Source organism: Kitasatospora sp. NPDC057940 (assembly GCF_042887425.1).
GTDB lineage: Bacteria > Actinomycetota > Actinomycetes > Streptomycetales > Streptomycetaceae > Kitasatospora.
In genome coordinates this window covers 709,734-732,960 of record NZ_JBHVPH010000001.1, presented here as the reverse complement: position 1 = coordinate 732,960, position 23,227 = coordinate 709,734, and the positions used below count along the sequence as shown (strand labels likewise).

At 74.5% G+C, this 23,227-nt stretch carries 18 protein-coding genes and 1 tRNA gene; 9 read left to right on the top strand and 10 right to left on the bottom strand.

Annotated features, from left to right (window positions below):
- Positions 1 to 10 precede the first annotated feature (10 nt).
- On the bottom strand, positions 11 to 1,522 hold the full coding sequence (gene radA / locus ACFVTF_RS03160) for a DNA repair protein RadA (protein WP_350878393.1): 1,512 nt from the start codon (positions 1,520 to 1,522) through the stop codon (positions 11 to 13).
- A 150-nt stretch (positions 1,523 to 1,672) separates the two neighbouring features.
- On the opposite strand from radA, the gene ACFVTF_RS03155 reads away from it, so the two are divergent.
- The gene (locus ACFVTF_RS03155; RefSeq protein WP_387808230.1) at positions 1,673 to 3,562 is read left to right on the top strand and encodes a hypothetical protein; all 1,890 of its coding nucleotides are present in this window, start codon (positions 1,673 to 1,675) and stop codon (positions 3,560 to 3,562) included.
- Positions 3,563 to 3,607: 45 nt separating this feature from the next.
- On the opposite strand, the gene ACFVTF_RS03150 is transcribed toward ACFVTF_RS03155, so the two are convergent.
- From ACFVTF_RS03150 to ACFVTF_RS03135, 4 genes are all read right to left on the bottom strand, one after another.
- Positions 3,608 to 4,942 carry a DUF1254 domain-containing protein gene (locus ACFVTF_RS03150; RefSeq protein WP_387808227.1) on the bottom strand — a complete coding sequence of 445 codons (1,335 nt, stop codon included), beginning with the start codon at positions 4,940 to 4,942 and terminating at the stop codon, positions 3,608 to 3,610.
- A gap of 97 nt (positions 4,943 to 5,039) precedes the next feature.
- Positions 5,040 to 6,386 (bottom strand): DUF1254 domain-containing protein, encoded by a 1,347-nt coding sequence (locus tag ACFVTF_RS03145; protein WP_387808224.1) that lies wholly within the window; start codon positions 6,384 to 6,386, stop codon positions 5,040 to 5,042.
- Positions 6,387 to 6,692: 306 nt separating this feature from the next.
- Positions 6,693 to 7,742 carry a family 2 encapsulin nanocompartment cargo protein polyprenyl transferase gene (locus ACFVTF_RS03140; RefSeq protein WP_350878389.1) on the bottom strand — a complete coding sequence of 350 codons (1,050 nt, stop codon included), beginning with the start codon at positions 7,740 to 7,742 and terminating at the stop codon, positions 6,693 to 6,695.
- 304 nt (positions 7,743 to 8,046) lie between these two features.
- Entirely contained in the window at positions 8,047 to 9,468 is a 1,422-nt protein-coding gene (locus ACFVTF_RS03135) for a family 2B encapsulin nanocompartment shell protein (protein ID WP_387808220.1), read from the bottom strand.
- Between the two features lie 378 nt (positions 9,469 to 9,846).
- Here ACFVTF_RS03135 and ACFVTF_RS03130 point away from each other — a divergent pair, with 378 nt between their 5' ends.
- On the top strand, positions 9,847 to 10,926 hold the full coding sequence (locus tag ACFVTF_RS03130; protein ID WP_371518269.1) for an ATP-grasp domain-containing protein: 1,080 nt from the start codon (positions 9,847 to 9,849) through the stop codon (positions 10,924 to 10,926).
- 101 nt (positions 10,927 to 11,027) lie between these two features.
- Here ACFVTF_RS03130 and ACFVTF_RS03125 read toward each other — a convergent pair whose 3' ends face one another.
- From ACFVTF_RS03125 to ACFVTF_RS03115, 3 genes are all read right to left on the bottom strand, one after another.
- A complete protein-coding gene (locus ACFVTF_RS03125; RefSeq protein ID WP_387808217.1) occupies positions 11,028 to 11,573 on the bottom strand; it encodes a methylated-DNA--[protein]-cysteine S-methyltransferase in 546 nt (181 codons plus the stop codon).
- Between the two features lie 164 nt (positions 11,574 to 11,737).
- The gene (locus tag ACFVTF_RS03120; RefSeq protein ID WP_063348809.1) at positions 11,738 to 11,971 is read right to left on the bottom strand and encodes a hypothetical protein; all 234 of its coding nucleotides are present in this window, start codon (positions 11,969 to 11,971) and stop codon (positions 11,738 to 11,740) included.
- A 211-nt stretch (positions 11,972 to 12,182) separates the two neighbouring features.
- Complete coding sequence (locus ACFVTF_RS03115) at positions 12,183 to 13,511, bottom strand: MFS transporter (protein ID WP_387808214.1); 1,329 nt, start codon at positions 13,509 to 13,511, stop codon at positions 12,183 to 12,185.
- Positions 13,512 to 13,714: 203 nt separating this feature from the next.
- Between ACFVTF_RS03115 and ACFVTF_RS03110 the strand changes: the two genes are divergently transcribed.
- The 3 genes from ACFVTF_RS03110 to ACFVTF_RS03100 are packed head-to-tail and all read left to right on the top strand — an operon-like array spanning position 13,715 to position 18,364.
- Positions 13,715 to 14,587, top strand: coding sequence for a hypothetical protein (locus tag ACFVTF_RS03110; RefSeq protein WP_387808211.1), 873 nt, complete (start codon positions 13,715 to 13,717; stop codon positions 14,585 to 14,587).
- On the top strand, positions 14,584 to 17,727 hold the full coding sequence (locus ACFVTF_RS03105) for a trypsin-like peptidase domain-containing protein (protein ID WP_387808209.1): 3,144 nt from the start codon (positions 14,584 to 14,586) through the stop codon (positions 17,725 to 17,727). The genes ACFVTF_RS03110 and ACFVTF_RS03105 overlap by 4 nt, the downstream gene beginning before the upstream one ends.
- A gap of 43 nt (positions 17,728 to 17,770) precedes the next feature.
- Complete coding sequence (locus ACFVTF_RS03100) at positions 17,771 to 18,364, top strand: NUDIX hydrolase (RefSeq protein WP_387808206.1); 594 nt, start codon at positions 17,771 to 17,773, stop codon at positions 18,362 to 18,364.
- Here ACFVTF_RS03100 and ACFVTF_RS03095 read toward each other — a convergent pair.
- Positions 18,354 to 19,577, bottom strand: a complete 1,224-nt coding sequence (locus ACFVTF_RS03095) for a hypothetical protein (RefSeq protein ID WP_387808203.1) — start codon at positions 19,575 to 19,577, stop codon at positions 18,354 to 18,356. The two genes, ACFVTF_RS03100 and ACFVTF_RS03095, sit on opposite strands and share 11 nt — an antisense overlap.
- Positions 19,578 to 19,701: 124 nt before the next feature.
- Between ACFVTF_RS03095 and ACFVTF_RS03090 the strand changes: the two genes are divergently transcribed.
- Positions 19,702 to 20,106 carry a CU044_2847 family protein gene (locus ACFVTF_RS03090; RefSeq protein WP_387808200.1) on the top strand — a complete coding sequence of 135 codons (405 nt, stop codon included), beginning with the start codon at positions 19,702 to 19,704 and terminating at the stop codon, positions 20,104 to 20,106.
- 93 nt (positions 20,107 to 20,199) lie between these two features.
- Here ACFVTF_RS03090 and ACFVTF_RS03085 read toward each other — a convergent pair.
- Positions 20,200 to 20,273 (bottom strand) — tRNA-Thr (locus ACFVTF_RS03085).
- Positions 20,274 to 20,556: 283 nt separating this feature from the next.
- On the opposite strand from ACFVTF_RS03085, the gene ACFVTF_RS03080 reads away from it, so the two are divergent.
- From ACFVTF_RS03080 to ACFVTF_RS03070, 3 genes are all read left to right on the top strand, one after another.
- Positions 20,557 to 21,648, top strand: coding sequence for an ABC transporter ATP-binding protein (locus ACFVTF_RS03080; protein WP_371518237.1), 1,092 nt, complete (start codon positions 20,557 to 20,559; stop codon positions 21,646 to 21,648).
- Positions 21,649 to 21,842: 194 nt separating this feature from the next.
- Entirely contained in the window at positions 21,843 to 22,292 is a 450-nt protein-coding gene (locus ACFVTF_RS03075; RefSeq protein WP_387808197.1) for a hypothetical protein, read from the top strand.
- An 81-nt stretch (positions 22,293 to 22,373) separates the two neighbouring features.
- The gene (locus ACFVTF_RS03070; protein WP_387808194.1) at positions 22,374 to 23,165 is read left to right on the top strand and encodes an NDP-sugar synthase; all 792 of its coding nucleotides are present in this window, start codon (positions 22,374 to 22,376) and stop codon (positions 23,163 to 23,165) included.
- The last annotated feature ends 62 nt before the right edge of the window (positions 23,166 to 23,227 follow it).

The window sequence follows — 23,227 nt, the reverse complement described above, 5'->3', positions numbered from 1 at the left end:
AGGGCTTGGGTCAGCGCAGTTCGTCGGAGTCGAGCGGCTCCCAGCCCTCCATCAGCTCCTCCGGGTGCGCGACGACCCGGGCCGCGCGCGGGGCCGGCGGCGCCGACGGCGCCTCAGCACGCGCCTCGGCACGCGGCTTGGCGGCGGCCCGGCGGCGGCCCGGGATGGCCCGCAGCGCCTCGCCGATGTCGGCCACCTCGACCACCTTCATGCCCGGCGGCACCTTGCCCGGATCCGGCGGGACGAGGGCGTGCGTGAAGCCCAGCCGGTGCGCCTCGGCGAGCCGCCGCTGCACCCCCGTCACCCGCCGTACCTCGCCCGCCAGGCCGACCTCACCGATCGCCACCAGGTTGCTGGGCAGCGGGGTGTCCGAGGAGGAGCTGGCCACCGCGAGCGCGATCGCGAGGTCGGCGGACGGCTCGCTCAGCTTCACCCCGCCCACCGTCGCGGTGTAGATGTCCTGCTTGCCGAGCTTCACCCCGCCGTGCCGCTCCACCACGGCCAGGATCATCGCGATCCGGGGCGACTCCAGGCCCGAGGTGGTGCGCCGCGGGGACGGGATCTGCGAATCCACCATCAGCGCCTGCACCTCCGCCACCAGCGGGCGCTTGCCCTCCAGGGTGACGGTGAGGCAGGTGCCCGGGACGGGCTTGTCACGCCTGGTCAGGAAGAGGCCGGACGGATCGGCCAGGCCGACGATGCCCTCGTCGTGCAGCTCGAAGCAGCCCACCTCGTCGGTGGCGCCGTAGCGGTTCTTGATCCCGCGGATGAGCCGCAGCCGGGCGTGCCGGTCCCCCTCGAAGCTGAGCACCACGTCCACGAGGTGCTCCAGCAGGCGCGGGCCGGCGATCTGGCCGTCCTTGGTCACGTGGCCGACCAGCAGCGTCGCCATGCCGCGCTCCTTGGACACCCGGATCAGCGCGCCCGCCACCTCGCGGACCTGGGCCGGACCGCCGGGGGCGCCGTCCAGCTCGGCGGAGGCGATGGTCTGCACCGAGTCCAGGATCAGCAGACCGGGGTTGACCGCGTCGATGTGCCCGAGCACCGCGCCGAGGTCGGACTCGGCGGCGAGGTAGAGGTGCTCGGAGAGCGCGTTGATCCGGTCCGCGCGCAGCCGGACCTGACCGGCCGACTCCTCGCCGGTGACGTAGAGCGTGCGGTGCCGGTCGGTGGCGGCCTTCGCCGCGACGTCCAGCAGCAGGGTGGACTTGCCGACGCCGGGCTCGCCGGCCAGCAGGACGACCGCGCCGGGGACCAGCCCGCCCCCGAGCACCCTGTCCAGCTCCGGCACGCCCGTCGAGCGGGCCGTCGCGACCTGGCCGTCCACCTGGCCGATCGGACGGGCCGGCGAGCTGACCGGGCCCGCGGCCGTCGTCCGGATCGGCACCGCGCCGTACTCCTCGACCGTGCCCCAGGCGTTGCACTCCGGGCAGCGGCCGACCCACTTGGGCAGCTGGTTGCCGCACTCGGTGCAGCGGTACGCCGGGCGCGGCTTGGCGGTGGTCTTGGTACGGGCAGCCATGCGGCCCACCGTAGCGCCTGGGTCCGACAACGCCTTGCTCCACCGGAGCCGGGCCCAAACCCACACAGATGGGCGATGTTGTTACCCGAAAGAAGTACATACACGGCGAACGGCCGGGGTGCGCCGCCCACCGTCTCTACCGTCGGACGGGTGACAACGCGTACTGAAGGGCCGCCGGCCGCCGTGCTGGCGGCGTACGACCGGCAGGTGGACGGCCTGTTCACCTACTGCCTCTCGGTGCTGTGCGAGCACGACGCGGCCACCGGCGCCCTGCGCGAGGCCCGCGAGCTGGCACGGCGGCACGGCGCCCGGCTGACCGAGCCCGGGCTGGTCCGGGCCTGGCTGTTCTCGCTGGCCCGGTACTGCTGCCTGCGGCGGCTCGCGGGCGGCGCCGGGCGGGACGCCACGGCGGAGCCGACCGAGGCCGAGGCGGCCCGGCGGCGGCGCGAGCTGGCCGCGCTCGCCTGGCCGGAGGCGGCCGGCACCGACCCGGAGCAGCGCGAGGCGCTGGAGCTGTCCGTCCGACACCGGCTGACCCCGCACGAGGTGGCGGCGGTGCTGGGCCTGCCGTTCGAGCGGACCCGCGCGCTGCTCGCCGCCGCCGAGGCGGAGGTGGCCAGGACCAGGGCGGCGCTGCTGGTGCTCGGGGTGGGCAGCTGCCCGGAGCTGGACCGGCTCGGCGGGGCCGGGGCGGAGTCCTGGCGGGACTGGGTGCTCGGCCCGGCGCTGCGCCGGGAGCTGGTGCAGCACGTGGTGGACTGCCCGACCTGCCGGGGGACGGCGGGGCGGGTGGCCGGCGAGGTGGCGGAGGGCGCGGCGGGGATGTCCGGGCTGCCGCTGCTGGCGGCTCCCGCCCCTGCTCCGGCGCCTTCTCCGGCGCCCTCGGGCGAGGGAGCGGCGTACCTGCCGTCGGTGATCGGCCACCTGCCGTCGGCGGTCGGTGCGGTGCGGCGGGCGGGGGCGGCGCCGGCGGCCGAGTCGGGGCTGCGGTTCGACCAGGGCGGCTTCCCCCGGCACCGGGCGCCGGACGCGGGCCGGGCGCTGGCGGTGCGTCGGCGGGTGGTGACCACCGGGGTGCTCGCGGCCGTCCTGGCGGCGCCGGTGGTCGCCCTGTGGGCGGGGCACCGGGGCAGCGGGGCGGGGACGGCGGCCGCGGTGTCCGCGGTGCGGGTCGAGGAGGCCGGGCGGACGGGCGGGCAGCAGCCGTCGAAGCCGTGGCCGACGGCGGGCGCACCGGCGGGCACAGGGGTGCCGGGGGTGCCGGGGATGGAGTTGGCGGGTGCGGGGACGGTGGGTGCCGGGGTGATCGGTGCAGAAACGTTGCCCCTCGGCTTTCCACGGCTGACCCTCCAGGGCCCGGCGGTCCCGGTACCGGCCCGCGGGGCGACCCCGATCGGCAGTCCGGCCCTGGTCGCCGCCCCCGCCCCCGCCCCCGCCGTCGGGCGGGCACCCGCGGCCGGGGGCGGCCCGGGCGGCGCCGCACCGGCCCCGGCCGGACTCCTCACCGTCGAGGCCGCCGAGTACGGCAGCCGGACCATCCTCACCCTCACCGACTCCGGCACCACCGAGATCCACTGGCACGCCGTGACGGACGCCGCCTGGCTGCGGCTCAGCCGCGACTCCGGCACCCTCGCACCGGGCCAGCGGATCACCGTGACCGTCACCGTGGACGAGGACCTCGCGCCCACGACGCACTGGACCGCCCGGATCGCGCTGCCGCCCTCGCAGGCGGTCGTCACCCTGGAGGGCGGACCGCACAACCGGGGCGGCTCGGCCTCCTCCCCCGCCGCCCCGGGGGCGTCGTCGTCGGCCACGACGGACCCGCGGCCGAGCGGTTCCCCGCAGCCGTCGGGGACGGCCACGGCGGCTCCGTCCCCGTCGGGGTCGCCGTCGTCCGGTGCTCCCTCGTCGTCGGCGTCCTCCTCGGCGTCGCCCTCGCCCTCGCCTTCGGCGTCGGCGTCGGCGTCGGCGTCGGCGCACCCGTCCTCGCCACCGCCCTCGGGCACCCCGACGGGCACCGCGACCCCGGCTCCGCGCTGAGCGTCCGGTGCCCCACTCGACGTCCGCGCCCGGCGGTGACGGCGGTCAGCTCCGGTCGATCGGCGGCACCCGGTAACTGCCGTCCAGCACGGCCGGCTTCGGCTGGTAGAGCCGGATGATCGGCCGGAACTCACCGACCGGGGCGGGCAGCCAGTTGGCCGCCTCCACCTCGTCCTCGGGCTGCTCGTGCTGGAGCGTCAGGGTGAGCGAGCCGTCCGCGCCGTACACCAGGCCCGGGGTGCGGTTGCCGATCGCGTAGCGCTCGATCGGGTTGTCCACCAGGTAGTAGTCCGGCAGCGCGTACATCGTGACGGACCAGAACGCCTCGGCGGGCGGTGGCTGGTCGAACCGCAACGTGTAGCGGTTCGCGCCGCTGAGCGGGCGGCCGCCGGAGTCGTCGTAGGTCATCGCGAACGACGCCTCGTAGGCGTGGTTGCCCCAGAGGCCGGCCCGGGCGGCGGCGGCCCGGCTGAGGTAGCCGGCGCGGCGGTCGGGGATGCGCCACTCGGGGTCGTCGAGGGTGCCGGGGCCCAGGTGGTCGATGTTGTAGTCGAACAGGTGGAGCGCCGAGCGCCACTCGCCGGGCGGGTGGTCCTCGGGCGGGCGGGTGGCGTCCTCGACCCGTTCGCGGCCGGCGGCCAGGCCCTTGGCCAGCGCGAGGGTCCAGTCCGCGGCGGCCGCGCGGTACGGCGAGATGCCCTCGTCGAGCAGGCCGAGCGGGGCGAAGCGCTGCTGGTACTCGACGTCCGGACCGGCCGGCGGGAAGGCCTGCATCCAGACCCGCAGCCGCTCGAAGAAGGCCAGCCGCTCGGGCACCTCCGGATCGGGCTCGGGCAGTCCGGCGACCAGCCCGCCGGGCTCCAGCGGCTCCAGGGTGAGGGCCTTCTGGAGGGCCTTGACCCGGGGGAGGTCGTCCGGCCCGGCGCAGGCGAAGCGGCCGACGATGGTCGCCACCGTGGTCGGCGCCTCGATCACCCGGGCCGGGTCGGGCGGGGTGCCGTGCCAGCCGGGCGGGACGATCAGCCAGGTCTGCTCGCCGGTGCCGGTGGCGCGGCTGCCGACGTAGGCGACGTTGTCCGTCCACGCGCCGACGACCTGCAGCACGTAGTAGGCGCCCGCGGTGTCCGGGACGCGCAGCACCTGCGGGCCTTCGGAGAGGTCGAGCTGGGCGATCGAGTAGAGGGTGTCGTTGTTGACCGAGACGAAGTGGTCCTTGGGCCCGGCCAGCCGGGTGGCGTGGCTGAAGTGGTTGAACGACGCCGCCGGCAGGGTGCCCAGGCCGCCCCGGGAGAAGCGCTCGACCATGGTGAGGTCGGCGACGAGCGGGTAGCCGTAGACGTAGGCGTCGGCGGCCAGGGCCTCCAGCTCGGGGTGGTTCATCGGGGTGTCCTTCGTCCGGTCGGCGCGGTCTCTGGGGTGCGGTCTCTGTGGCGCGGTCTCTGGGGTGCGGGTCTCTGCGGTGTCTCTGGGATGCGGGTCAGCTCGGGTCGAGCGGCGGGAGGTGCCAGCGGCCGTCGAGGGCGGACCGGTCCGGGCCGTGGAGCCGGACGACGACCGTGAACGGGCCGTCCGGGGCGGGCAGCCAGTTGGCGGAGTGCTGGGCGTCGGCGGGCCGCTTGTGCCGGAGGTGGAGGGTGAGCCCGCCGTCCGGGTCGCGGACCAGGCCGGGGGTGCGGTCGCCGATCGCGTAGCGGTCCAGGGTGTTGTCGACCAGCAGGCGGTCCGGGAGCGCGTACATGGTGGCGGACCAGAAGTACCGGGCCGGCGGCAGGTCGTCCGGGCCGAAGCGGACGACGTAGTCGCGGTCGCTGGCGTTCGGCGGCCGGTTGCCCGCGCTGTCCGCCGCCCAACCGCCGTACCAGGTCTCCTCGGTGGGCAGCCCGTAGCGGCCGAGCCTGGCGCCGAGGGCCTGGCGGAGGAAGTCCCCGCCGATCCGCTCACGGGTGCCGAAGAGCGCGGCCGGGCTGGTGGGTTCGGATTCGGCGGCGCGCTCCAGCCGTGCGCGGCCGTCCACGATGCCGCGCACGATCTCGGCCCGGACCTCGATCGGCAGCGTGGCGGGCTCGAACTCGCCGCGCCCGTCGACGCCGAGGTCGGTGAGGCGGCCGCGCAGGTCGACCTCGGCGGGCGGCAGCTCGACGGGCCCGCGGAGCGGGAAGAAGCCGAGCAGGAAGTCGAGGAAGCCGAGGAACTCGACGGTGTCCAGCACCTCCTCGCGCCAGACCGGCCAGACCGGCTCCGGCGCGCGGGCGGGCACCGGGGTGCCGGCGTACTCGTGCAGCGGGCGCAGCCGGTACTGCTGCTGGACGGCCTTCAGTTCGGCGACGTCCGCGGGGGTGTCGCCGGTGAGGTGGGTGCGGCCGAGGATGCCGACCAGGCGGGTGGCGGTGCGGAGCACGCCCCGGACGCCGGGCGGGGGCTCGCCCTGCCAGTCGGGGCCGGCCACCAGGTAGTCGCCGGCCTCCTGGCCGGTGCTCCGGGCACCGACGAACCCGGCGTACACGGTGTCGAGTTCGTGCAGCGGGAGGACGTAGTAGCGGTCCGTGGCCGGGACGGACACCACCCACGGCTCGGCGCGCAGGTCGAGCCAGGCCCAGGAGTGCAGGGTGTCGTTGTCGGGGGAGGCGACGTCGGTGTCGGCCGGGGTGAACGGCTGCGAGCGGTGGCGGAAGACGCCGAAGCCGCCGACGTACCCCGGGTCCGCGTCGTCCAGTGCCTGTGCGTACAGGGTGCGGTAGTTCTGCAGGATCGGGTAGCCACGGATCCAGGCCTCGGCGGCGGTCGCGCGGATCGTGGCCGGGTCCACGAGTGCCGGGTTGGCCATGCTCGTCGCTCTCCCCAGTACGCGGAAGGCCGGCGGCGCAGGCGCACACCGGAATTCTGGACATACGAGTACATAGGGGATGCTATGCGGGGCGGGGCGGGTCAGCATGTCGGGTGGTCCGATGCTTCCCGGGCGCCCGACGGGCACCGGCCGACGGCCGCCGACCACCGGCGCTGAGGCGCCGGGCCCGGAGCGGGAAGTCGGGCCGGCCGACTTCCCGCTTCCGACGAACCCGGTCAGCCGAGTCCGGTCGGACCGGCCCGGTCGGACCGGCCCGGTCGGACCGGCCCGGGCGGACCAGCCCGGTCAGTGGCTGCGGCGGGTGACCAGTTCGGCCAGCACCAGCAGTTCGTCGGCCGCCGACGGCTCCGGGACGGCCGTGGCCAGCTGCGCCATCGCCGCCGCCATCCGCTCGCAGGACTCGCCCTGCGCCCAGCCGCGGCCGCCGGCGCCTTCGACGGACGCCGCGCACTGCGCCAACTCCTCGGGGCTGAGCTGGCGTTCGAGGGCGTACAGCCCGGCGAGCCGGGCCCCCTCGGGGGTGCCGGAGCCCAGCGCCGCGACCACCGGCAGCGACTTCTTCCGGGCGACCAGGTCCGCGCCCACCGGCTTGCCGGTCACCGCCGGATCGCCCCAGATGCCGATCAGGTCGTCGATCAGCTGGAACGCCAGGCCGATCTCCCGGCCGAAGCCGTCCATCGCCTGCGCGGCCTCCTCCGACCCGCCGCCGTACAGGGCGCCCATCGCGCAGGCGGCGCCGAGCAGGGCACCGGTCTTGGCCTCCGCCATCGCCAGGCACTCGGCGAGCGAGACGTCGCTGCGCTGCTCGAAGGCGCAGTCGATCTGCTGGCCCTCGCACAGCTCGACCACGCAGTCGGTGAGCCGGCGGACCGAACCGCGGGCGGCCGGGTGGGCGTCCTCGGCGAGCAGGCGCAGTGCCAGCGAGTGCATGGCGTCCCCGGCCAGGATGGCCTCGGTGGTGCCGAACACCCGCCAGGCGGTGGGCCGGTGGCGGCGCGTCTCGTCCCGGTCGATGACGTCGTCGTGGAGCAGCGTGAAGTTGTGCACCAGCTCGACGGCGGCGGCCGCGGCGGTGGCCTCGGCGGTCGTGCCACCGAGCGCCTGGGTGGCGGCGAGGACCATGGCGGGCCGGATCGCCTTGCCGGAGGGGGCCTCGACGGGCGAGCCGTCCGCCTCCCACCAGCCGAAGTGGTAGCCGGCGACCTTGCGCATCGCGCCGGGCAGCGAGTCGACGGCGGCCCGCAGGACCGGGTCGACCAGGTTGCGGGCCCGGGCGAGGACGTCCGCCGCCTCGTTCCCCTCTTTGTGGTCCCGCTCCAGTGTGGAGCTCGTCATGGGTTTCTCCCCCTGTCGGCCTGCGGTGAGGCGGCCTGGTGTGAGGTGCCGGTCGTGGGTCGGCCGACCCGGTCGGTGGCCGGATCGGCCGGCGGCCGGGCCAGTCGGCAGTCGGGCCAGTCGGCGGCCGGCCCGCTTTCCGGACGTGCCGCGGCGCGCCGCCCGGCCGGGGTGTGGGTCCCCCGGCCGGGCGGCGTGGAAATTCCGACCGGCTCCGGTCGGTCGGTGCCCGGCCCCGGGCCTGGGCGCGTGCCCGGATATCGCGCGCCCGGCCGGAATGGCGGAGCCGCGCCCCGGACAGCGCCTAGCGCTGCGCGACGTCCACGTTCTCCAGGACGCCGACCGCGTCCGGGACGAGAATCGCGGCGGAGTAATAGGCGCTGACCAGGTAGGAAATGACGGCCTTGTCGTCGATTCCCATGAACCGCACCGAAAGGCTCGGCTGGTACTCGTCCGGAATTCCGGTCTGGTGCAGGCCGACGACGCCCTGGTTGTCCTCGCCGACGCGCAGCGCCATGATCGAGCTGGTGTGTCCGCCGCTGATCGGGATCTTGTTGCACGGGAAGACCGGCACCCCGCGCCAGGCCGTGACGTGCTTGCCCTCAACCTCGACCGTGCCGGGGACGAGGCCGCGCTTGTTGCACTCGCGGCCGAAGGCGGCGATGGCCTTGGGGTGGGCGAGGAACATCTTGGTGCCGCGGCGGCGGCTGAGCAGCTCGTCCATGTCGTCCGGGGTGGGCGGGCCGGAGTGGGTCTGGATCCGCTGGTCGTACGCGGCGTTCTCCAGCAGGCCGAACTCGGGGTTGTTGACGAGCTCGTGCTCCTGGCGCTCGCGCAGCGCCTCGATGGTCAGCCGGAGCTGGTGCTCGGTCTGGTTCATCGGCTGGTTGTAGAGGTCGGCGACGCGGGAGTGCACCTTGAGGATGGTCTGCGCGACGCTCAGCTCGTACTCGCGGGGCTTGAGCTCGTAGTCCACGAAGGCGCCGGGCAGCTCGTACTCGCCCTGGTGGCCGGCGGAGAGGTCGATCGCGGCCTCGCCGTGCTTGTTCTGCGCCTGCTGGAAGCCGTTCAGGTACTCGATGACCTGCAGCTGCAGGGCCTCGGAGCGGTCGTGGAGCTCCTGGAAGGCGGGCCAGGAGAGTGCCATCACGGTGCCGGAGGTGGCGGCCCGGACGGTGTACGGCCAGGTGCCGTCCTCCTGCTGGAGGGCCTCGTCGCCGAGGTGGTCGCCGTCGGCGAGGGTGCCGACCACCGTCTCCTCGCCGTACTTGCCGGTGCCGAGCCGTTCGAGCTTGCCGTGCGCGATGAGGAAGACCTCGTTGATCGTCGAACCGGCGGAGACCAGTACGTCGCCGGCGGCGAACTCCCGCTGGACGAAGCGCCCGGCCAGCTCCGTCAGGACGGCCTCGTCCTGGAAGCCGTGCAGCACCGGCACCTCGGCCAGCGTCGGCGGGACGATCCGCACCTCGGAGCCGGTCTTGACGAAACTCACCCGACCGCGGCCGACCGAGTAGCGCAGACGGCGGTTGACCCGGTAGGTACCGCCGGACACCTGCACCCAGGGCAGCGTCCTGAGCAGCCAGCGCGGGCTGATGCCCTGCATCTGCGGCGCGGACTTGGTGGTCGTGGCGAGGTTCCGCGCACCCGCCGTGCTCAGACTCTGCTGCTGCCGGATCTCCGGTTGCGCGCTGGGCGCGGGAACACCGGCATTGGTTTCGGTCGACATAGGGGGAGCCCTTCGCATGCCCGATGAAGTGTCGCCTTGCGCATTCATGTTGCAGCTTCATGGTGGGCCCATTCGGGTGCATGCCGCAATCACTCGTTCGAGTGGTTCGGGATAACCGAACAAATAGTACGACTGGATCACCCGATCGATATCTGTTCGACTGATTATTCGAACTTATCGGGAATACCGCCTCCCATCTTCCCCCATCGGCACCCCCTCCGTCGCCACCCCTTGACGCCCGCGCACCCGGCGCCCCTCCCGTCCGGGCCCGGGGAGCCGGCCGCTAAGGTGCCACCTCACAGGGCCGCCAGGCCAGTTGACGAGCACGGCCGACCACGAGCCCTGACCCTTCGTCACCCCATGCCCTGGGAGGCAGTCTTGACAGCCCCCGTCCGTGTCTGGCTCAACCGCACCTACGCCGAGAACGTCTTCTTCATCGAACAACTCCGCACCGCCCCTCGCCCGGTGGCGGTCCACGCGACCCACGCCGACCCCGACTCCCCGGTGCTCGCCGCCGCCGACCACGGCGCCCTGGAACCCGCCGACCTGCCCGCCGACGCCTACGTCGGCTACGCGCTCGACTACTGCGCCCGGCACTCCATAACCGTCTTCCTCCCGCAGCTGCACCAGCTCGCCATCGCCCTCGCCCGGCCGGAGTTCGAGGCGATCGGCACCACCCTGCTCTGCCCGCCGGCCACCGCCGTCGCCACCTACACCAGCAAGGCCGACGGCTACCGGGCGATCGCCGCCGCCGGACTGCCCACCCCGCCCTGGTGGCGGGTGCGCACCGCCGACGAACTGCTCGACGCCGTCGACCGGATCGAGGCCGCCGGGCACACCGCCTGCCTCAAACCCACCACCGGCGCGGGCGGCGCGGGCTTCCGGGTGCTCACCCGGGAGCCGTACGGGCCGCGGCGGCTGCACGGCTGGGACCACCGGGTCCAGGTCGAGCAGGTGGCCGCCGCCCTGTCCGCCCGACCGGGCCCGGGGGGCGAGCGGGACGAGCCCGTCGACCTGCTGGTGATGCCCTACCTGGACGGGCCGGAGGTCTCGGTGGACTGCCTAGCCGACCGGGACGGCCACCCGCTCACCGTGGTCGGCCGCACCAAGGCGGGCCGCCGCCGCGGCTTCACCACCGATCCGCGGTACCTGGAGCCGGTCCGGCGCCTGGTCGGGGCGAGCCGGATGGCGTACCTGTCCAACATCCAGTTCCGCGAACTGGCCGGGCGACCGGTGGTGATCGACGTCAACACCCGGCCCGCCGCCGGGCTCCACCAGCTGCGGCTGTGCGGCCTCAACCTGCCCTGGGACGCCGTCCGGCTGGCGCTCGGCGAACGGCCGGAGCCCACCGGGGTGGATCCGGACGTGCACGGCGTCGAGTACACGCTGGTCTCCGGCATCCAGCCGGTGCAGCAGCGCCGGGCGCCCGCCCCGGTCTCCCTCGTCCGGCAGCGGTAGCCCGGACGCGACGACGGCGGCCCGGACGCCACGGCGGGCGGCTCGTGCGGGGCTCTCGGCTCGCGGATCTCGGTGCGGCCGCACCGACGGCAACCCCGGTGCTACAGCGGGCCGTTCCAGTCGAGCGTCGGCTCCAGCACGCCCTCCAGGGTGAGCAGCCAGCGCTTCACGTCGATCCCCACCCGGCCGCCGCCGAAGCCGCCGATCCCGTCCGCCGCCACCACCCGGTGGCAGGGCACCAGCAGGGCGACGGGATTGGCGGCCATCATCTGGCCGACCGTCCGCGCCGCCAGGCCGGGCTCGGCCACGTCCTCGAACACCCCGCTGAGGGCTGCCAGTTCGCCGTAGGTGACGGTCCGGCCGTACGGCACCTCCTGCCAGAGCGTGCGCAGCACGGTGCGGTGCGGGCCGGAGCTCAGGCTCCAGTCGATCGGCAGGCCCAACTCACGGCTGCGGCCCGCCAGATAGGCGCCGATCCGGTCCCGGACGGCGGCGGTCTTCGACGCGTCGGTGCACGGCGGCAGTTCGCCCTCCCGCCCGCCGTACCCGGCCGCCGCCACACCCAGCGGCGTCACGGCGATGTGCATCGGGCCGCTGGGCAGCGGCGTCTCCACGGTCAGCCAGGACATCGACCAGGACTGCGGCACGCTCGGGCCCCCGCCCTCCGCCGGACCGGCCGCCGGCCACCCCGGCGCCCGCGGGGCGCACGACGTCCGCCCGCCCCGCACGCCATCGTACGGCGGGCGGGGCGGCGTGCCTCCGGCGTCGGCGGGCACCGGAACCGTCGGCCGCGGCGCGGGCAGCGGGGCCGTCAGCGCCGCCCCTTCAGCTCGGCCGCGAGCGCCCGGGACCAGTGCGACAGCTCGGCGCGGTCCGGCGCCCGGCCCTCGCACAGCAGGGTGAGCTGCGCGTCGTTGATCCGGTTCGGCCCCGGGATCTCCAGCAGGTACGCCAGCTCCGCCAGTACGGTGGCGAGCCGCTCGGCGTCCGTGCGGTCCAGGGTGGCCGCAGACTCGTGGTGGCTGATGGTGAGCGAACCGGGCATGGTCAAACCTCCTCCGTCCACCCCCACTCCCTCCACCGTACGACCGGTCCGGCCGCGGCGCCCGCCGCGGGCGGCGGGGGTGCGACGGCCGGACCTGGTCGCGCTCCGGAGCCGGCCGGGCGCGGTGGGCCGCACCGGGGCCGGGGGTGCGCCCCGGAGCCGTTCGGGGGCGGGTGGTCGGCGGATCACGGGGAGGTCGGACCGGCGCGGGTCAGGGCGCGCCCTCCTGGTCGCCGTGACGCCCGTCCTCGCCCGGGCGCCCGTCCTCGCCGTGCCGGTTCCCCTCCCAGCGGCGGTTCCGGACCGCCGGCACCGCCAACACCACCGTACCGGCCACAAGTTGCCAGACCGCACCGAGCAGCAGCACCTCGGCCACGCCGATCCGGTCCGCCACCGGCCCGGCCGCCGCCAGCCCGAGCGGCCCCAGCACGAACGCGCCGAGCGCCCCGAAGGAGTTGACCCGGCCGAGCACCTCCGGCGGCACCCAGCTCTGCATCGCCGTGCTGAGCAGCGTCCCGCTGACCGCCGAGCCGACCCCCGCCGCCAGCGCGCCGGCCACCACCCACGGCAGCGGCGCACCGGCCGCGAGCGCGGCGGAGGGCAGCGCCCAGGCCAGCGTGGCCACGGTGGCCACCGCGAGCGGCCGCCCGGGCCGGCGCCCGAGCATCACCAGCCCGCCCAGCACCGCGCCGACGCCGTACACCCCCATCACCAGGCCCCAGGCCCGGGCGCCGCCGAGGTCCCGCTGCGCGGTGAGCGGGCCGAGCACCAGGAACGGCGCCCAGACCAGCAGGTTGAACAGGCCCATCTGGACGGTGGTGATCCAGAACCACGGCCGGGAGGCGAACTCCGTCCAGCCGGCCCGCAGTTCGGCGAGCATCGACTGCTCGCCACCGGCCGCGTCCGCCGCCCGGTCGGGCAGCCGGAGCCTGGCCAGGGCGAACGCGCCGACGCCGTACGTCACCGCGTCGACCAGCAGGACCACCGCCGGGCCCCGCGTCGCCGTCACCAGGCCGGCCGTCGCGGGCCCGGCCACCGTGGCCACCGAACGGGCCAGCCCCAGCAGGGTGTTCGCGTCGGCCAGGAGCTCCTTCCGGCGCACCAGGCCGGGCACGATCGCCCCGAGGGCCGGCAGGAACAGCCCCTCCCCGATCCCCCACACCGCCACCAGCGCGACCATCGCCCAGACCGGCGCCCGCCCGGCCGTCAGCAGCGCGGCGAACACCGCCTGGACGAGCCCGCGCAGGACGTCCGAGCCCAGCATCACCCGGCGGCTGCCGAACCGGTCCGCGATCACCCCGCCGGCCAGCAGCACCAGCACCACCGGCAGGATCCGGGCCGCCATCACCCACCCCAGGTCGGTTCCGCCGCCACCGCCGTCGAGCACCGCGAAGGCCACCGCCACCGGCGCCATCGAGGAGCCGAGGAGGGAGGTCGAGTAGCCGACGAAGAACCACGCGAAATCGCGCTCGCCCAGCACGGCGAGCCGGTCTCCCCACCGCCGGCGGCGGGCCGGGATCCGTTCCACATCCACTGCCATGGGCGGCAGTCTGCCTCCGGACGGGAACGGCGTTCAAGGGTTTCCCGGGGAAAAGTTGAGTCTTTCGGCATCAATATTTCGCGCTCTGCCGACTGCCGCAGTAAACGGCCTCAAATATGGCCGTTCACCTGCGATTTACTGCGCTCCGTGGATAACCTTGAGGAGTCCGGACCGAGTTGATTTACTGCGGAAGAGGCCCCGCCATGGCAGAGCTCCCCCCGGTCGAGTACGCCGTCGCCGTCGAGCGCTACCTGGCCGCCTCCGGGCTCGCCGAAGGCTCCCGGCGGATCTACCGGATCGCCCTGGACACCTGGGCCTGGGCCCTCGCCGACCGCCCCGCCCCCACCGGCCCCGAACGGCGGCGCGCCCGGCCGCCCGTCCTCCCGCTCGCCCTGCTCGACCACCCGGACGCCGCCCGCCGCCTGCGCACCGCCGCCGACCGCCGCCGCACCGACACCGACCCGCGCACGCTCAACCGCGAACTCTCCACCCTGCGCGCCGCCGTGGCCTGGTGGCGGGCCCAGCGCTGGCTCGACGACGACCCCACCACCGACCTGCACCCCGCCCCACGGCCCGGACCGACCGCCACTCCCCTGGCCCCCGACGACCTGCGCGCCCTCTTCGCCCTCCGCGCGCCCCTGCGCGAACAGTCGCTCTGGCACCTGCTCCACGAGTCCGGCGCCGCCATCGACACCGTCCTCGCCCTCGACACCGACCACCTCGACCTGCCCCGGCACCGCACCCTCCACCGGCCCGGCCGCACCCCCGTCCACTGGCGGAGCGGCACCGCCCGGCTGCTCCCCCTCCTCGTCGCCGGCCGCACCGCCGGCCCGCTCTTCCTCACCGACCGCCGCGCCCCCGCCGGCACCCCCGCCCCCGACCGCTGCCCCCACACCGGCCGCGCCCGCCTCTCCTACCGCCGCGCCGCCGAACTCCTCACCGCCCACACCGCCCCCTTGACCCCCGGCGCCCACGGCTGGACCCTGCGTCAACTACGTCCCGGCACACCTCCGTCACCGGATTCCGACGGCCGGGCACGACACCCTGGCACCCCCGATCGAAGGGACCCCGCGTGATCCCCGACAACGAGACCCGGCGGCGCCGGGAGGCCGTCAGCCGACTCGCCACGGAACAAGCGGTGTTGATCGAGACCGCGGAGAGCTCCGGCACCGGCTTCCTGGTCGCCCCCGACACCGTGCTGACCTGCGCCCACGTCGTCCGCTCCGACCCGCACCCGACGGTGACGGTGCACGGGCGCACGTTCCGGGCCGAGGTGGTCGCCCGGGAACCGCGGCAGGACCCGGACGGCGGCATCTACGCCTACCCGGACCTCGCGGTGCTCCGGCTCCCCGAACCGCTGGACACCGCGGGCGTCTGGCTCGCCGACCAGGTGCCCCCCGGCGGCTCGGACGTGATCGTCCACGGATTCAGCGACGCGACCCTGGACGCCGGCACCCACCGGGACACCCTGTACCTCTCCGTCGTCGGCCGCTCCGGCGAAGCGGGCCACTTCGTCCGGCTCAGGAGCGACCAGGTCGTCCAGGGGTTCAGCGGCGGCCTCGTGCTCGACCCCGCCACCGGGCGGGTGTGCGGAGTGCTCAAGACCTCCCGCGACGAGACGGCCGTCCTGGGCGGCTGGATGGTCCCCGTCGACGCGGTACGGGCCTGCTTCCCCGAACTGGCCCGGCGCAACGGACTCGGCCACCGGCCCGGCACGGCCTGGTACGACCTGGCGATGGACCGGGCCGGGCGCCAGGTCCGGCTCTTCGGGGCGTACGGGCACCACCGCCCCCGCCAGACACCCCGGCCGACCCCCGCCCAGCTGCTGACGCAGGGCGCGATGCCCTTCGTGGACCGCCCGGAACTCGCCGAACTGCGGGCCTGGTGCGCCGACGCGACCCCGCTGCTGCTGCGCCTGCTCCACGCGCCGGGCGGCTCCGGCAAGACCAGGCTCGCCGCCGAACTGTGCCGGCTGATGGCCGAGGACGGCTGGCTCGCGGGCTTCGTGCAGCGCAGCAGCCTCGCGGGGGCGGGGTGGCTGGACGAGCTGACCACCGCCCTCGACGACGGTCTGGCGGTCCTCGCCGTCTTCGACTACGCCCAGGCCCGGCTGGAGGACATCCGCGCCCTGGTGGACCACGTCTCGCGGTTCGGACCCGAGCAGCCCCGGCTGCGCCTGCTGCTGCTCGCCCGCACGGCCGAGCCCTTCTGGCGGGCGCTGCAGAGCGGCGTCGACGACTGGGCGCTGGCCGACGCCAGCGTCGTGGAGCTCCCCAGGACGCTCCCCTCCGCCGCCTCCGTCCCTTCCACCGCTGCCACCACTGCCACCACTGCCACCACTGCCACCGGGGACTCCTCGCCCGCCGCACTGGTCGTCTCGGCCTTCGAGGTCTTCGCCCGACGACTCGGCCACGACCGCCTGCCCGTCCCGAGGAGCCTCCCCTCGCGCGCCGGGCGCGAGGACTCACTGCTCGGCGTGCTGGCACTCGCGCTGGACGCCGTCCTCACCCTCGCCCGGGGAAGCACCTGGTCCGGGCACGGCGATCCGCTGGAACGGCTCTGCGACCACGAGGTCCGGGTCTGGCACGCGCAGCTCACGGCATGGCTGCCCGCGGAGCCGGCCCTGGCCGGCGAGGCCGGCCGGCTCCTGGCGGAAGGGCTCCTCCTCGTCCCGGTCCTCGCCCCCGGGCGGCGCTCGGACGGGCTGATCGCCCTGCTGGAACGGGTCAGGGCCGAGGCGTTCCCCCACCATCCGCCCCTCAACATGAACGTCGTCACCGCCCTCCTGCGCATGCTCTACCCGGCCGAGGACGGCCTGGTCGCCCCCGTCGGCCCGAGCCGGATCGGCGAGATCCTGGTCCGCCGGGTGCTGAGCACGCCGGAGAGCTCGGGACGCTCCGAGGAGTACCTGCTCGCCCTGCTGGACCCGCCGCACCCCGCCTCGCCGCAGCAGCGGATCGCGGCGGCCACCGAGACCGTGGAGATCCTCGCCCGCGCCCGCGGCTGCACCGGGGTGGGGCGGGTCGTGGACCACCCCGCCCACCCGGCCCTGGACGCCGCACTGGCCCGAAGCATCGCCGAGCGGCCCGACGCGCTCCTTCCGGCCCTGGCCGCCAACGGCGCCGTACTGCCGCACGCCGAACCGCTGGCGGCCCTCATGCTGCCCGCCGTACGGGCGTGCGAACCGGACGTCCTCGCCGCCGTCGAGAGCCGGCTGCCCGGCTACCCCTCCAGCCTGTCGCCGGTGGCGGCGCTGGTCCTGAAGCGCCTGCTGGACCAGCCGGACCCCGAATTCGGCGAGGAGGACCAGCTGCGCAGGCTGCGCCGCCTCATCAGCTACAGCCTCCGGCTCGACGAAACCGCCCCGGACGGGCCGGCCGCGGACGGACTGGCCCCAGGCGTACTCGCCTCGGACGGACTCACCCCTCGCGTCCTCCCCTCGGACGGCGTCCGGCCCGGCGACTCGGCGCTGACCGCCGCCCAGCAGGCCGTCCGCCTCAGCCGGGACCTCGTCCGGCAGACCGGACGCCACCTCCCCGAGTACGCGAGGGCGCTCCACAACGTGAGCCTCCTGCTGCACCGCGCCCACCGGACCGAACCGGCGCTCGAACACGCCAGGTCGGCCGTCGCCCGCTACGAGGAACTCCTCGCCGGGGCGGACGAGGACGACACCCTGCGCCAGACGTACCTCCTGGACACCGCGACGGCGCTGAGCACCCTGGCCCTGGTGCGGATGGAGGACGGCCAGGTGAGCGCGGCCCTCGACGCGGCCGCGCACGGCGTCGAGCTGTGCGAGGAGGCCGAATCGGGGGCCCGGCAGGACGACACCCTGCTGACCTGCCTCCAACTCCTCGCCCGGTGCGGGCAACTGGCCGGCCGGCCCGTCGAGGCGGTGGCGGCCGGCTACCGGGCGCTCGCGCTGCTGCGCGAGCTCGCCGACCAGCAGCCCGGCCGCTACCTGGCCAGGCTCCCGGAGGCGTTGCACCGGCACGCGATCGGCCTCGTCCGGGCCGGACGGGACGACGAGGCGTACCGTGCACTGCGCGAGGCCGCACAACTGCGCGCCACCCTTCCGCCCGGCGACCGGCAACGGCTCGCCGCACAACGGTCCTCGCTCCAGATGCTGGTCCAACTCTCTTCGGAGATAACCGAGTTCACCGACGAGCGCGCACACTGGGTGGAGCAGCTGGCGACCATGGGCAATCATGGCAGGTGAGGCCGCCGCCACCTGCGGCCCTACGACGGCAGGTAGGAGCATGATGCCCACGGACTCTCAGGACCTCGCCGCACCCGCCCCGATCCGACGCCGCCAGGCCGTCGAGGTCTTCGGGAACCGCTTCGGCCGGCTCTACAACGACGAGGTCGTCGCCCCGGGCGGCACGGCCGGCAACTACCTCCGGTGGCAGTGGTCGCAGACCGGCGTCGTCGTGGTGGCGACCGGCCCCGACGGCATCGCGCTGGTGCCCTCCTACCGCTACCCGGTCGGCGCCGCCTCGCTGGAGTTCCCGCGCGGCGGCTGCGAGCCCGGCGAACCCCCGGAGGAGGCCGCCGCACGCGAACTCAGGGAGGAGACCGGCCTCGTCGCCTCCACCGTGGAGAGCCTCGGCCTGATCCACGCGGACACCGGCCTGATCGAGAACGGCATCCACGTCTGCCGCGCCACCGTGCTCCCCGGAGGCACCACCACCGCCCGCCCGGAGGCCATGGAATCGGTGACCGACCCGGTCTGGGTCTCCCCCGACCTGATGGCGCACTGGCTGCGGCAGGGCCGGATCACCTGCGGCGTCACCCTGGCCGCCTTCGCCCTCCTCCAGGCCCACCCCGACCCGCGGACCGGAACCGTCAGAGGGTGACCACCCGCTCGAAGGGGTCGAGCTCGCGCAACGGCCGCGGATGGGCCCGGTGCTGCGGATCCGGGCCCGCCGCACCCGGGCCGTTCACCACGTGGAGCGACAGGTCGCGAACACCGTCGGCCGCCGGGGAGACCACCTCCAGGCCGGCCCCCAGCCGACCGGCGACCGGGTCCTCGTCCAGCCCGAAGCGCATCAGCCGGACCTCGCCCCGCAGGTGCTCCCACGCCAGGCCCCCGACGCGGCGGAAGGTGCGCTCGAACGCCTCCAGCGTCCACGAGCTGAACTCCTCGACCGCCGAACGCAGCACCGCCGTGTCCGGCTGGATCCCCCGGCGCAGCCGCCCCAACTCCGCGACCAGGGCCACCCGGGAGGGCTGCTCGATCGCCTCGAACACCACCTCCACCGGGAGTTGGGACAGCAGCAGGTTGTCGAGCATCACCGCCGGGAACCCCGCGTACTCGACGAGCCGCCGGCTCCGGAAGACCGGGATGGTGCCCTCGCCGTCGCGCGGGCCGGCCATGCCGACGCCCAGGGCCTGCGGCAGCGCCCGCCGGTAGGACTCGCCGGCCCAGTCGTCCACCGACTGGAGCACGAGGACGAGTTCGGCACTGCCCCCGGGGTGCGCGCTCCGGTAGCCGGCCAGCCAGTCCCGGAGCTGCTTGTAGAGCAGCGGATCCTGCTCGGCGACCCAGGCCCGCGCGGCTTCGAGGGCCTCCCGCGCGCTCCCGGCGAAGTCCCGCTCGGCGGCCTCGATCCGCGCCAGGACACCGGACTTGAACGCGGCGGCGACGGCCGACCCGTCGTACGGCACCGTGTGCGCGGACGACACCCCGGTCAGCCGCTCCACGTAGGCGACGTCGGGCGCGTTCTCCACGCCCTCGGCCCGGTGGCCGTCGCTGATCCGGTGCAGGGTCCCGCCCGCCCGCAGCGCGACCCGCAGCCGGCCGGCCTCCAGGAGAGCGCCGAAGTCCGACAGCGCCGCCGTCCCCGGGGACCAGCGGACCTTCCGCGCCTCCTCGGCGTCCACGAGCGCCCGGAAGTACCTGTTGTTGAGGCCCTGCGAGTCGCCGATCAGCAGGGTGTCGGCGAAGAGGACGTGCAGCAGCACCCGCGACCGCAGGTCCGAGGCCCGGTCGATCGGCGCCGCCGCGTGCGGCTCCACATCGGAGAGGTAGATGCGTTCGGCACCCGCCGCCCGCTGTCCCATATCCATGGCCTGCCACCCCTCGGCGCCCGATACAGTTCCCCTCGCGAAGAAGAAGGATAGGCCCACGACCCGGGCCGGACACCGGTTTTCCGGCAATTCGACCCCGGCAACGACACCCCTTGGAGGAGAAATGTCAGAGCTTGTCCAAGTAGTGACGCCCGAGGGGACGTTCTGGGCCCGCATCGAGGAACAGCGCGGCCCCAGGGACGTCGCCCTGCGCCGCCCCAGCTACCAGCTGGACGACCTCGCGAGCACCCTCCAGACCGTGGTCGGCAACGTACGATCCGGCCTCCGGGCGGCCGCCCCCGACGAATTCACACTCGAATTCGGAATCGAGCTCTCCGTCAAGACGGGAGTCCTCGTCAGCGCGGTGACCGGAGTCGACGGAAAGGCCAGCCTGAAGGTGACGGCAACCTGGCACAAAAGCAGCGAGCCCGCCCTTTCCGGCCCCCCGAACGACCCGGAGGAATCGGAGGAGTCCGACGACCCGGCCGAACCCGGCGAACCGTCCGAATCCACACCCGAACCCAGCTGACCAACCACCCCACACCACCGGGCCTCGCACCGCACCAACGACGAAGGGCCAGCCCTGCCGGATCACCCGGGCGAGCTGGCCCTTCACACTGCGAGCCCCCTGTCGGGTTCGAACCGACGACCCCCGCTTTACAAGAGCGGTGCTCTGGCCAGCTGAGCTAAGGAGGCACGGTGACCGTCCGCGAGGGATCACGGCGGCACCGGGGGCAGTCTACCGGGCCCGGCAGGTGGGGTGGGGGGATATCCGGGGGTTGGCGGGGTGGGTGGGTGTGATGGAACCGATGCCGAAATCGGGCGGGCTGGGGGCTGACAAGCGACGGAGGCGCAGGTAGCGTCGCCCGGAGTCGGTTCGCGAGGTGGTTCAGACCACTGGTCGGGCTGACGGAGACGAACGACCGCCCCTTTACTCGGATCGTCCGGCACGTTCCTGCCGGTGAAGGAGAGAACGACCATGGCTTCTGTCACGTACGACCAGGCGACCCGCGTCTACCCCGGGGCGGACAAGCCCTCGGTGGACGCGCTGGACCTGGAGATCGCGGACGGCGAGTTCCTCGTGCTGGTCGGCCCCTCGGGCTGCGGCAAGTCGACCAGCCTGCGCATGCTGGCCGGTCTGGAGGACGTCAACAGCGGTTCCATCCGGATCGGTGACCGGGACGTCACCCACCTGCCGCCGAAGGACCGGGACATCGCCATGGTGTTCCAGAACTACGCGCTGTACCCGCACATGACCGTCGCCGAGAACATGGGCTTCGCGCTCAAGATCGCCGGCGTGAACAAGGCGGAGATCCGCACCAAGGTCGAGGAGGCCGCGAAGATCCTCGACCTGACGGAGTACCTGGACCGCAAGCCGAAGGCGCTGTCGGGTGGTCAGCGGCAGCGTGTCGCGATGGGCCGCGCGATCGTGCGCCAGCCGCAGGTCTTCCTGATGGACGAGCCGCTGTCGAACCTGGACGCGAAGCTGCGCGTCTCGACCCGTACCCAGATCGCAGGCCTGCAGCGCCGCCTGGGCATCACGACGGTGTACGTCACCCACGACCAGACCGAGGCGCTCACCATGGGCGACCGGGTCGCGGTGCTCAAGGGCGGCGTGCTCCAGCAGGTCGACACCCCGCGCAACATGTACGACAAGCCCTCCAACCTGTTCGTGGCCGGCTTCATCGGCTCGCCCGCGATGAACCTGGTCGAGGTGCCGCTGGTGGACGGCGGCGTGAAGTTCGGCGGCTCGGTGGTCAACGTCTCGCGCGACGACCTGGCCGGCGCCGGCACCGACAAGTCGGTGACGGTCGGCATCCGCCCGGAGCACTTCGAGATCGTCCCGGCGGGCGGCATCGAGGGTGTCGCGGTGACGGTGAACGTCGTCGAGGAGCTCGGCTCCGACGGCTTCGTGTACGGCACCACCAAGATCGGCGGCGAGGACAAGGAGCTGGTCGTCCGCGTGCACGGCCGGCAGATCCCGGCCCGTGGCGAGACGATCCACGTCGTGCCGATCGCCAACGAGACCCACGTGTTCTCGACCAGCTCGGGCGCCCGTCTGAGCAGCTGAGCACGGCGCGCCCTGCCGGTCGGTCGACCGGCGGGCAAGCCGACACGACGGAGCCCGTCGGACCGTTCCTGGTCCGGCGGGCTCCGTCCGTACACCCCCACGTCAACACGGTGTGGGGACGAAACCGGACACGGTGTCACTCGATGGTGTCACGGAGGGCGATCCGGCCCGTACCCACCGCTACTCTCCTGAGGGTGAAGCAGCTTGTACGCCGTATCGGCCAGACCGTCGCCCTGACCCTGCCGGTCGTCCTGGTGACCACCGGCACCCTCGCCGTGACCCGGGTGCCATGGGCCCCGCCGACCAACCTCGACCAGCAGGTCGTGGCGGCGTCCAGTGGCGACGGCGCCGGGATCGGGCGTTCCGCCACCGCCGCCGCGGGCACGTCCCCGGACGGGCTCGCCCCGCAGGAGTCGCTGCGGGTGGTGCTGCTGGACGAGCTGCGGGCCAAGAACCCGTCCGCCGCGCTGGACCTGCTGGAGCGCTCGATGCGCGAGCAGCCGTCGCTGACGCCGTACTGCACCTCGCTCGCCGGGGAGCTGGGCAAGGCGGCGGTGCGCAAGTACCAGGGCGACGTCCAGCGGGCCCGGTCCTTCGCCCGCCCGGTCTGCGACGGGTCGTTCGCGGCGGGCATCGCCGGCTGACCTCTCAAGGCCGCGGGCCGCGGGCCGACGACGCCCGCGGCCTCGGGCTCCCGGCTCCGGCGGGCGCCCTATTGTTCAGGCATGACCGCTGACTCCGGCCCCACCGCCGACCTCACGTCCCCGCCGACCCACCCGTCCCGGCCGACCACGACGCCCGTCACCCAGGCCGTGATCCTGGCCGGCGGCCAGGGCTCGCGGCTGCGGCCCTACACGGACGACCGCCCGAAGCCGCTGGTCGAGATCCCCGGGACGGGCACGCCGATCCTCGGCCACCAGCTGGCCTGGCTGGCCTCCGAGGGCGTCACCGACGCGGTGGTCTCCTGCGGGCACCTCGCCGCCGTGCTGGAGGAGTGGCTCGACAAAGCGGATCTGCCGCTGCGCGTGCGCACGGTGGTCGAGGAGGAGCCGCTCGGACGCGGCGGCGGCCTCAAGTACGCGGCCAAGGCGCTGCCCCGCCCGGACGAGCCCTGGTACGCCACCAACGGCGACATCTGGACCCGGTTCAGCCTGCGCGACATGGCCGCCTTCCACCACGAGCGGGACGCCGTCGCGACGCTCGCGCTGGCCCGGCCGCGGATCCCGTGGGGGGCGGTGGAGACCGACCAGTTCGGCAACGTGCTGGACTTCATCGAGGCGCCGCCCTCGCCGTTCCTGATCAACGCCGGTCTGTACGTGTTCAGCCCGGAGTTCGCCGAGCTGCTGCCGGACGTGGGCGACCACGAGCGCACCACGTTCCCGCAGCTGGCGCGCAGCAAGCGGCTGGCGGGCTACCAGCTGCCGCAGGGCGTGTACTGGCGCGCCATCGACACCGCGAAGGACCTCACCGAGGCGGCCAAGGAGCTCGCCTCCGGGGCCGGCCGCGCACCGCAGTAACCATCCCCCCCAGCCTCCCCCGCCCCCCGCACGACGATCGGCCGGGTGCTCCACCAAGGAGC

Excerpts from the sequence above, each read along its gene's own strand:
- radA (WP_350878393.1), bottom strand. The coding sequence starts at position 1,522 with ATGGCTGCCCGTACCAAGACCACCGCCAAGCCGCGCCCGGCGTACCGC.
- ACFVTF_RS03150 (WP_387808227.1), bottom strand. The coding sequence starts at position 4,942 with ATGAACCACCCCGAGCTGGAGGCCCTGGCCGCCGACGCCTACGTCTAC.
- ACFVTF_RS03145 (WP_387808224.1), bottom strand. The coding sequence starts at position 6,386 with ATGGCCAACCCGGCACTCGTGGACCCGGCCACGATCCGCGCGACCGCC.
- ACFVTF_RS03140 (WP_350878389.1), bottom strand. The coding sequence starts at position 7,742 with ATGACGAGCTCCACACTGGAGCGGGACCACAAAGAGGGGAACGAGGCG.
- ACFVTF_RS03135 (WP_387808220.1), bottom strand. The coding sequence starts at position 9,468 with ATGTCGACCGAAACCAATGCCGGTGTTCCCGCGCCCAGCGCGCAACCG.
- ACFVTF_RS03120 (WP_063348809.1), bottom strand. The coding sequence starts at position 11,971 with ATGCCCGGTTCGCTCACCATCAGCCACCACGAGTCTGCGGCCACCCTG.
- ACFVTF_RS03115 (WP_387808214.1), bottom strand. The coding sequence starts at position 13,511 with ATGGCAGTGGATGTGGAACGGATCCCGGCCCGCCGCCGGCGGTGGGGA.
- ACFVTF_RS03110 (WP_387808211.1), top strand. The coding sequence starts at position 13,715 with ATGGCAGAGCTCCCCCCGGTCGAGTACGCCGTCGCCGTCGAGCGCTAC.
- ACFVTF_RS03100 (WP_387808206.1), top strand. The coding sequence starts at position 17,771 with ATGCCCACGGACTCTCAGGACCTCGCCGCACCCGCCCCGATCCGACGC.
- ACFVTF_RS03095 (WP_387808203.1), bottom strand. The coding sequence starts at position 19,577 with ATGGATATGGGACAGCGGGCGGCGGGTGCCGAACGCATCTACCTCTCC.
- ACFVTF_RS03090 (WP_387808200.1), top strand. The coding sequence starts at position 19,702 with ATGTCAGAGCTTGTCCAAGTAGTGACGCCCGAGGGGACGTTCTGGGCC.
- ACFVTF_RS03080 (WP_371518237.1), top strand. The coding sequence starts at position 20,557 with ATGGCTTCTGTCACGTACGACCAGGCGACCCGCGTCTACCCCGGGGCG.
- ACFVTF_RS03070 (WP_387808194.1), top strand. The coding sequence starts at position 22,374 with ATGACCGCTGACTCCGGCCCCACCGCCGACCTCACGTCCCCGCCGACC.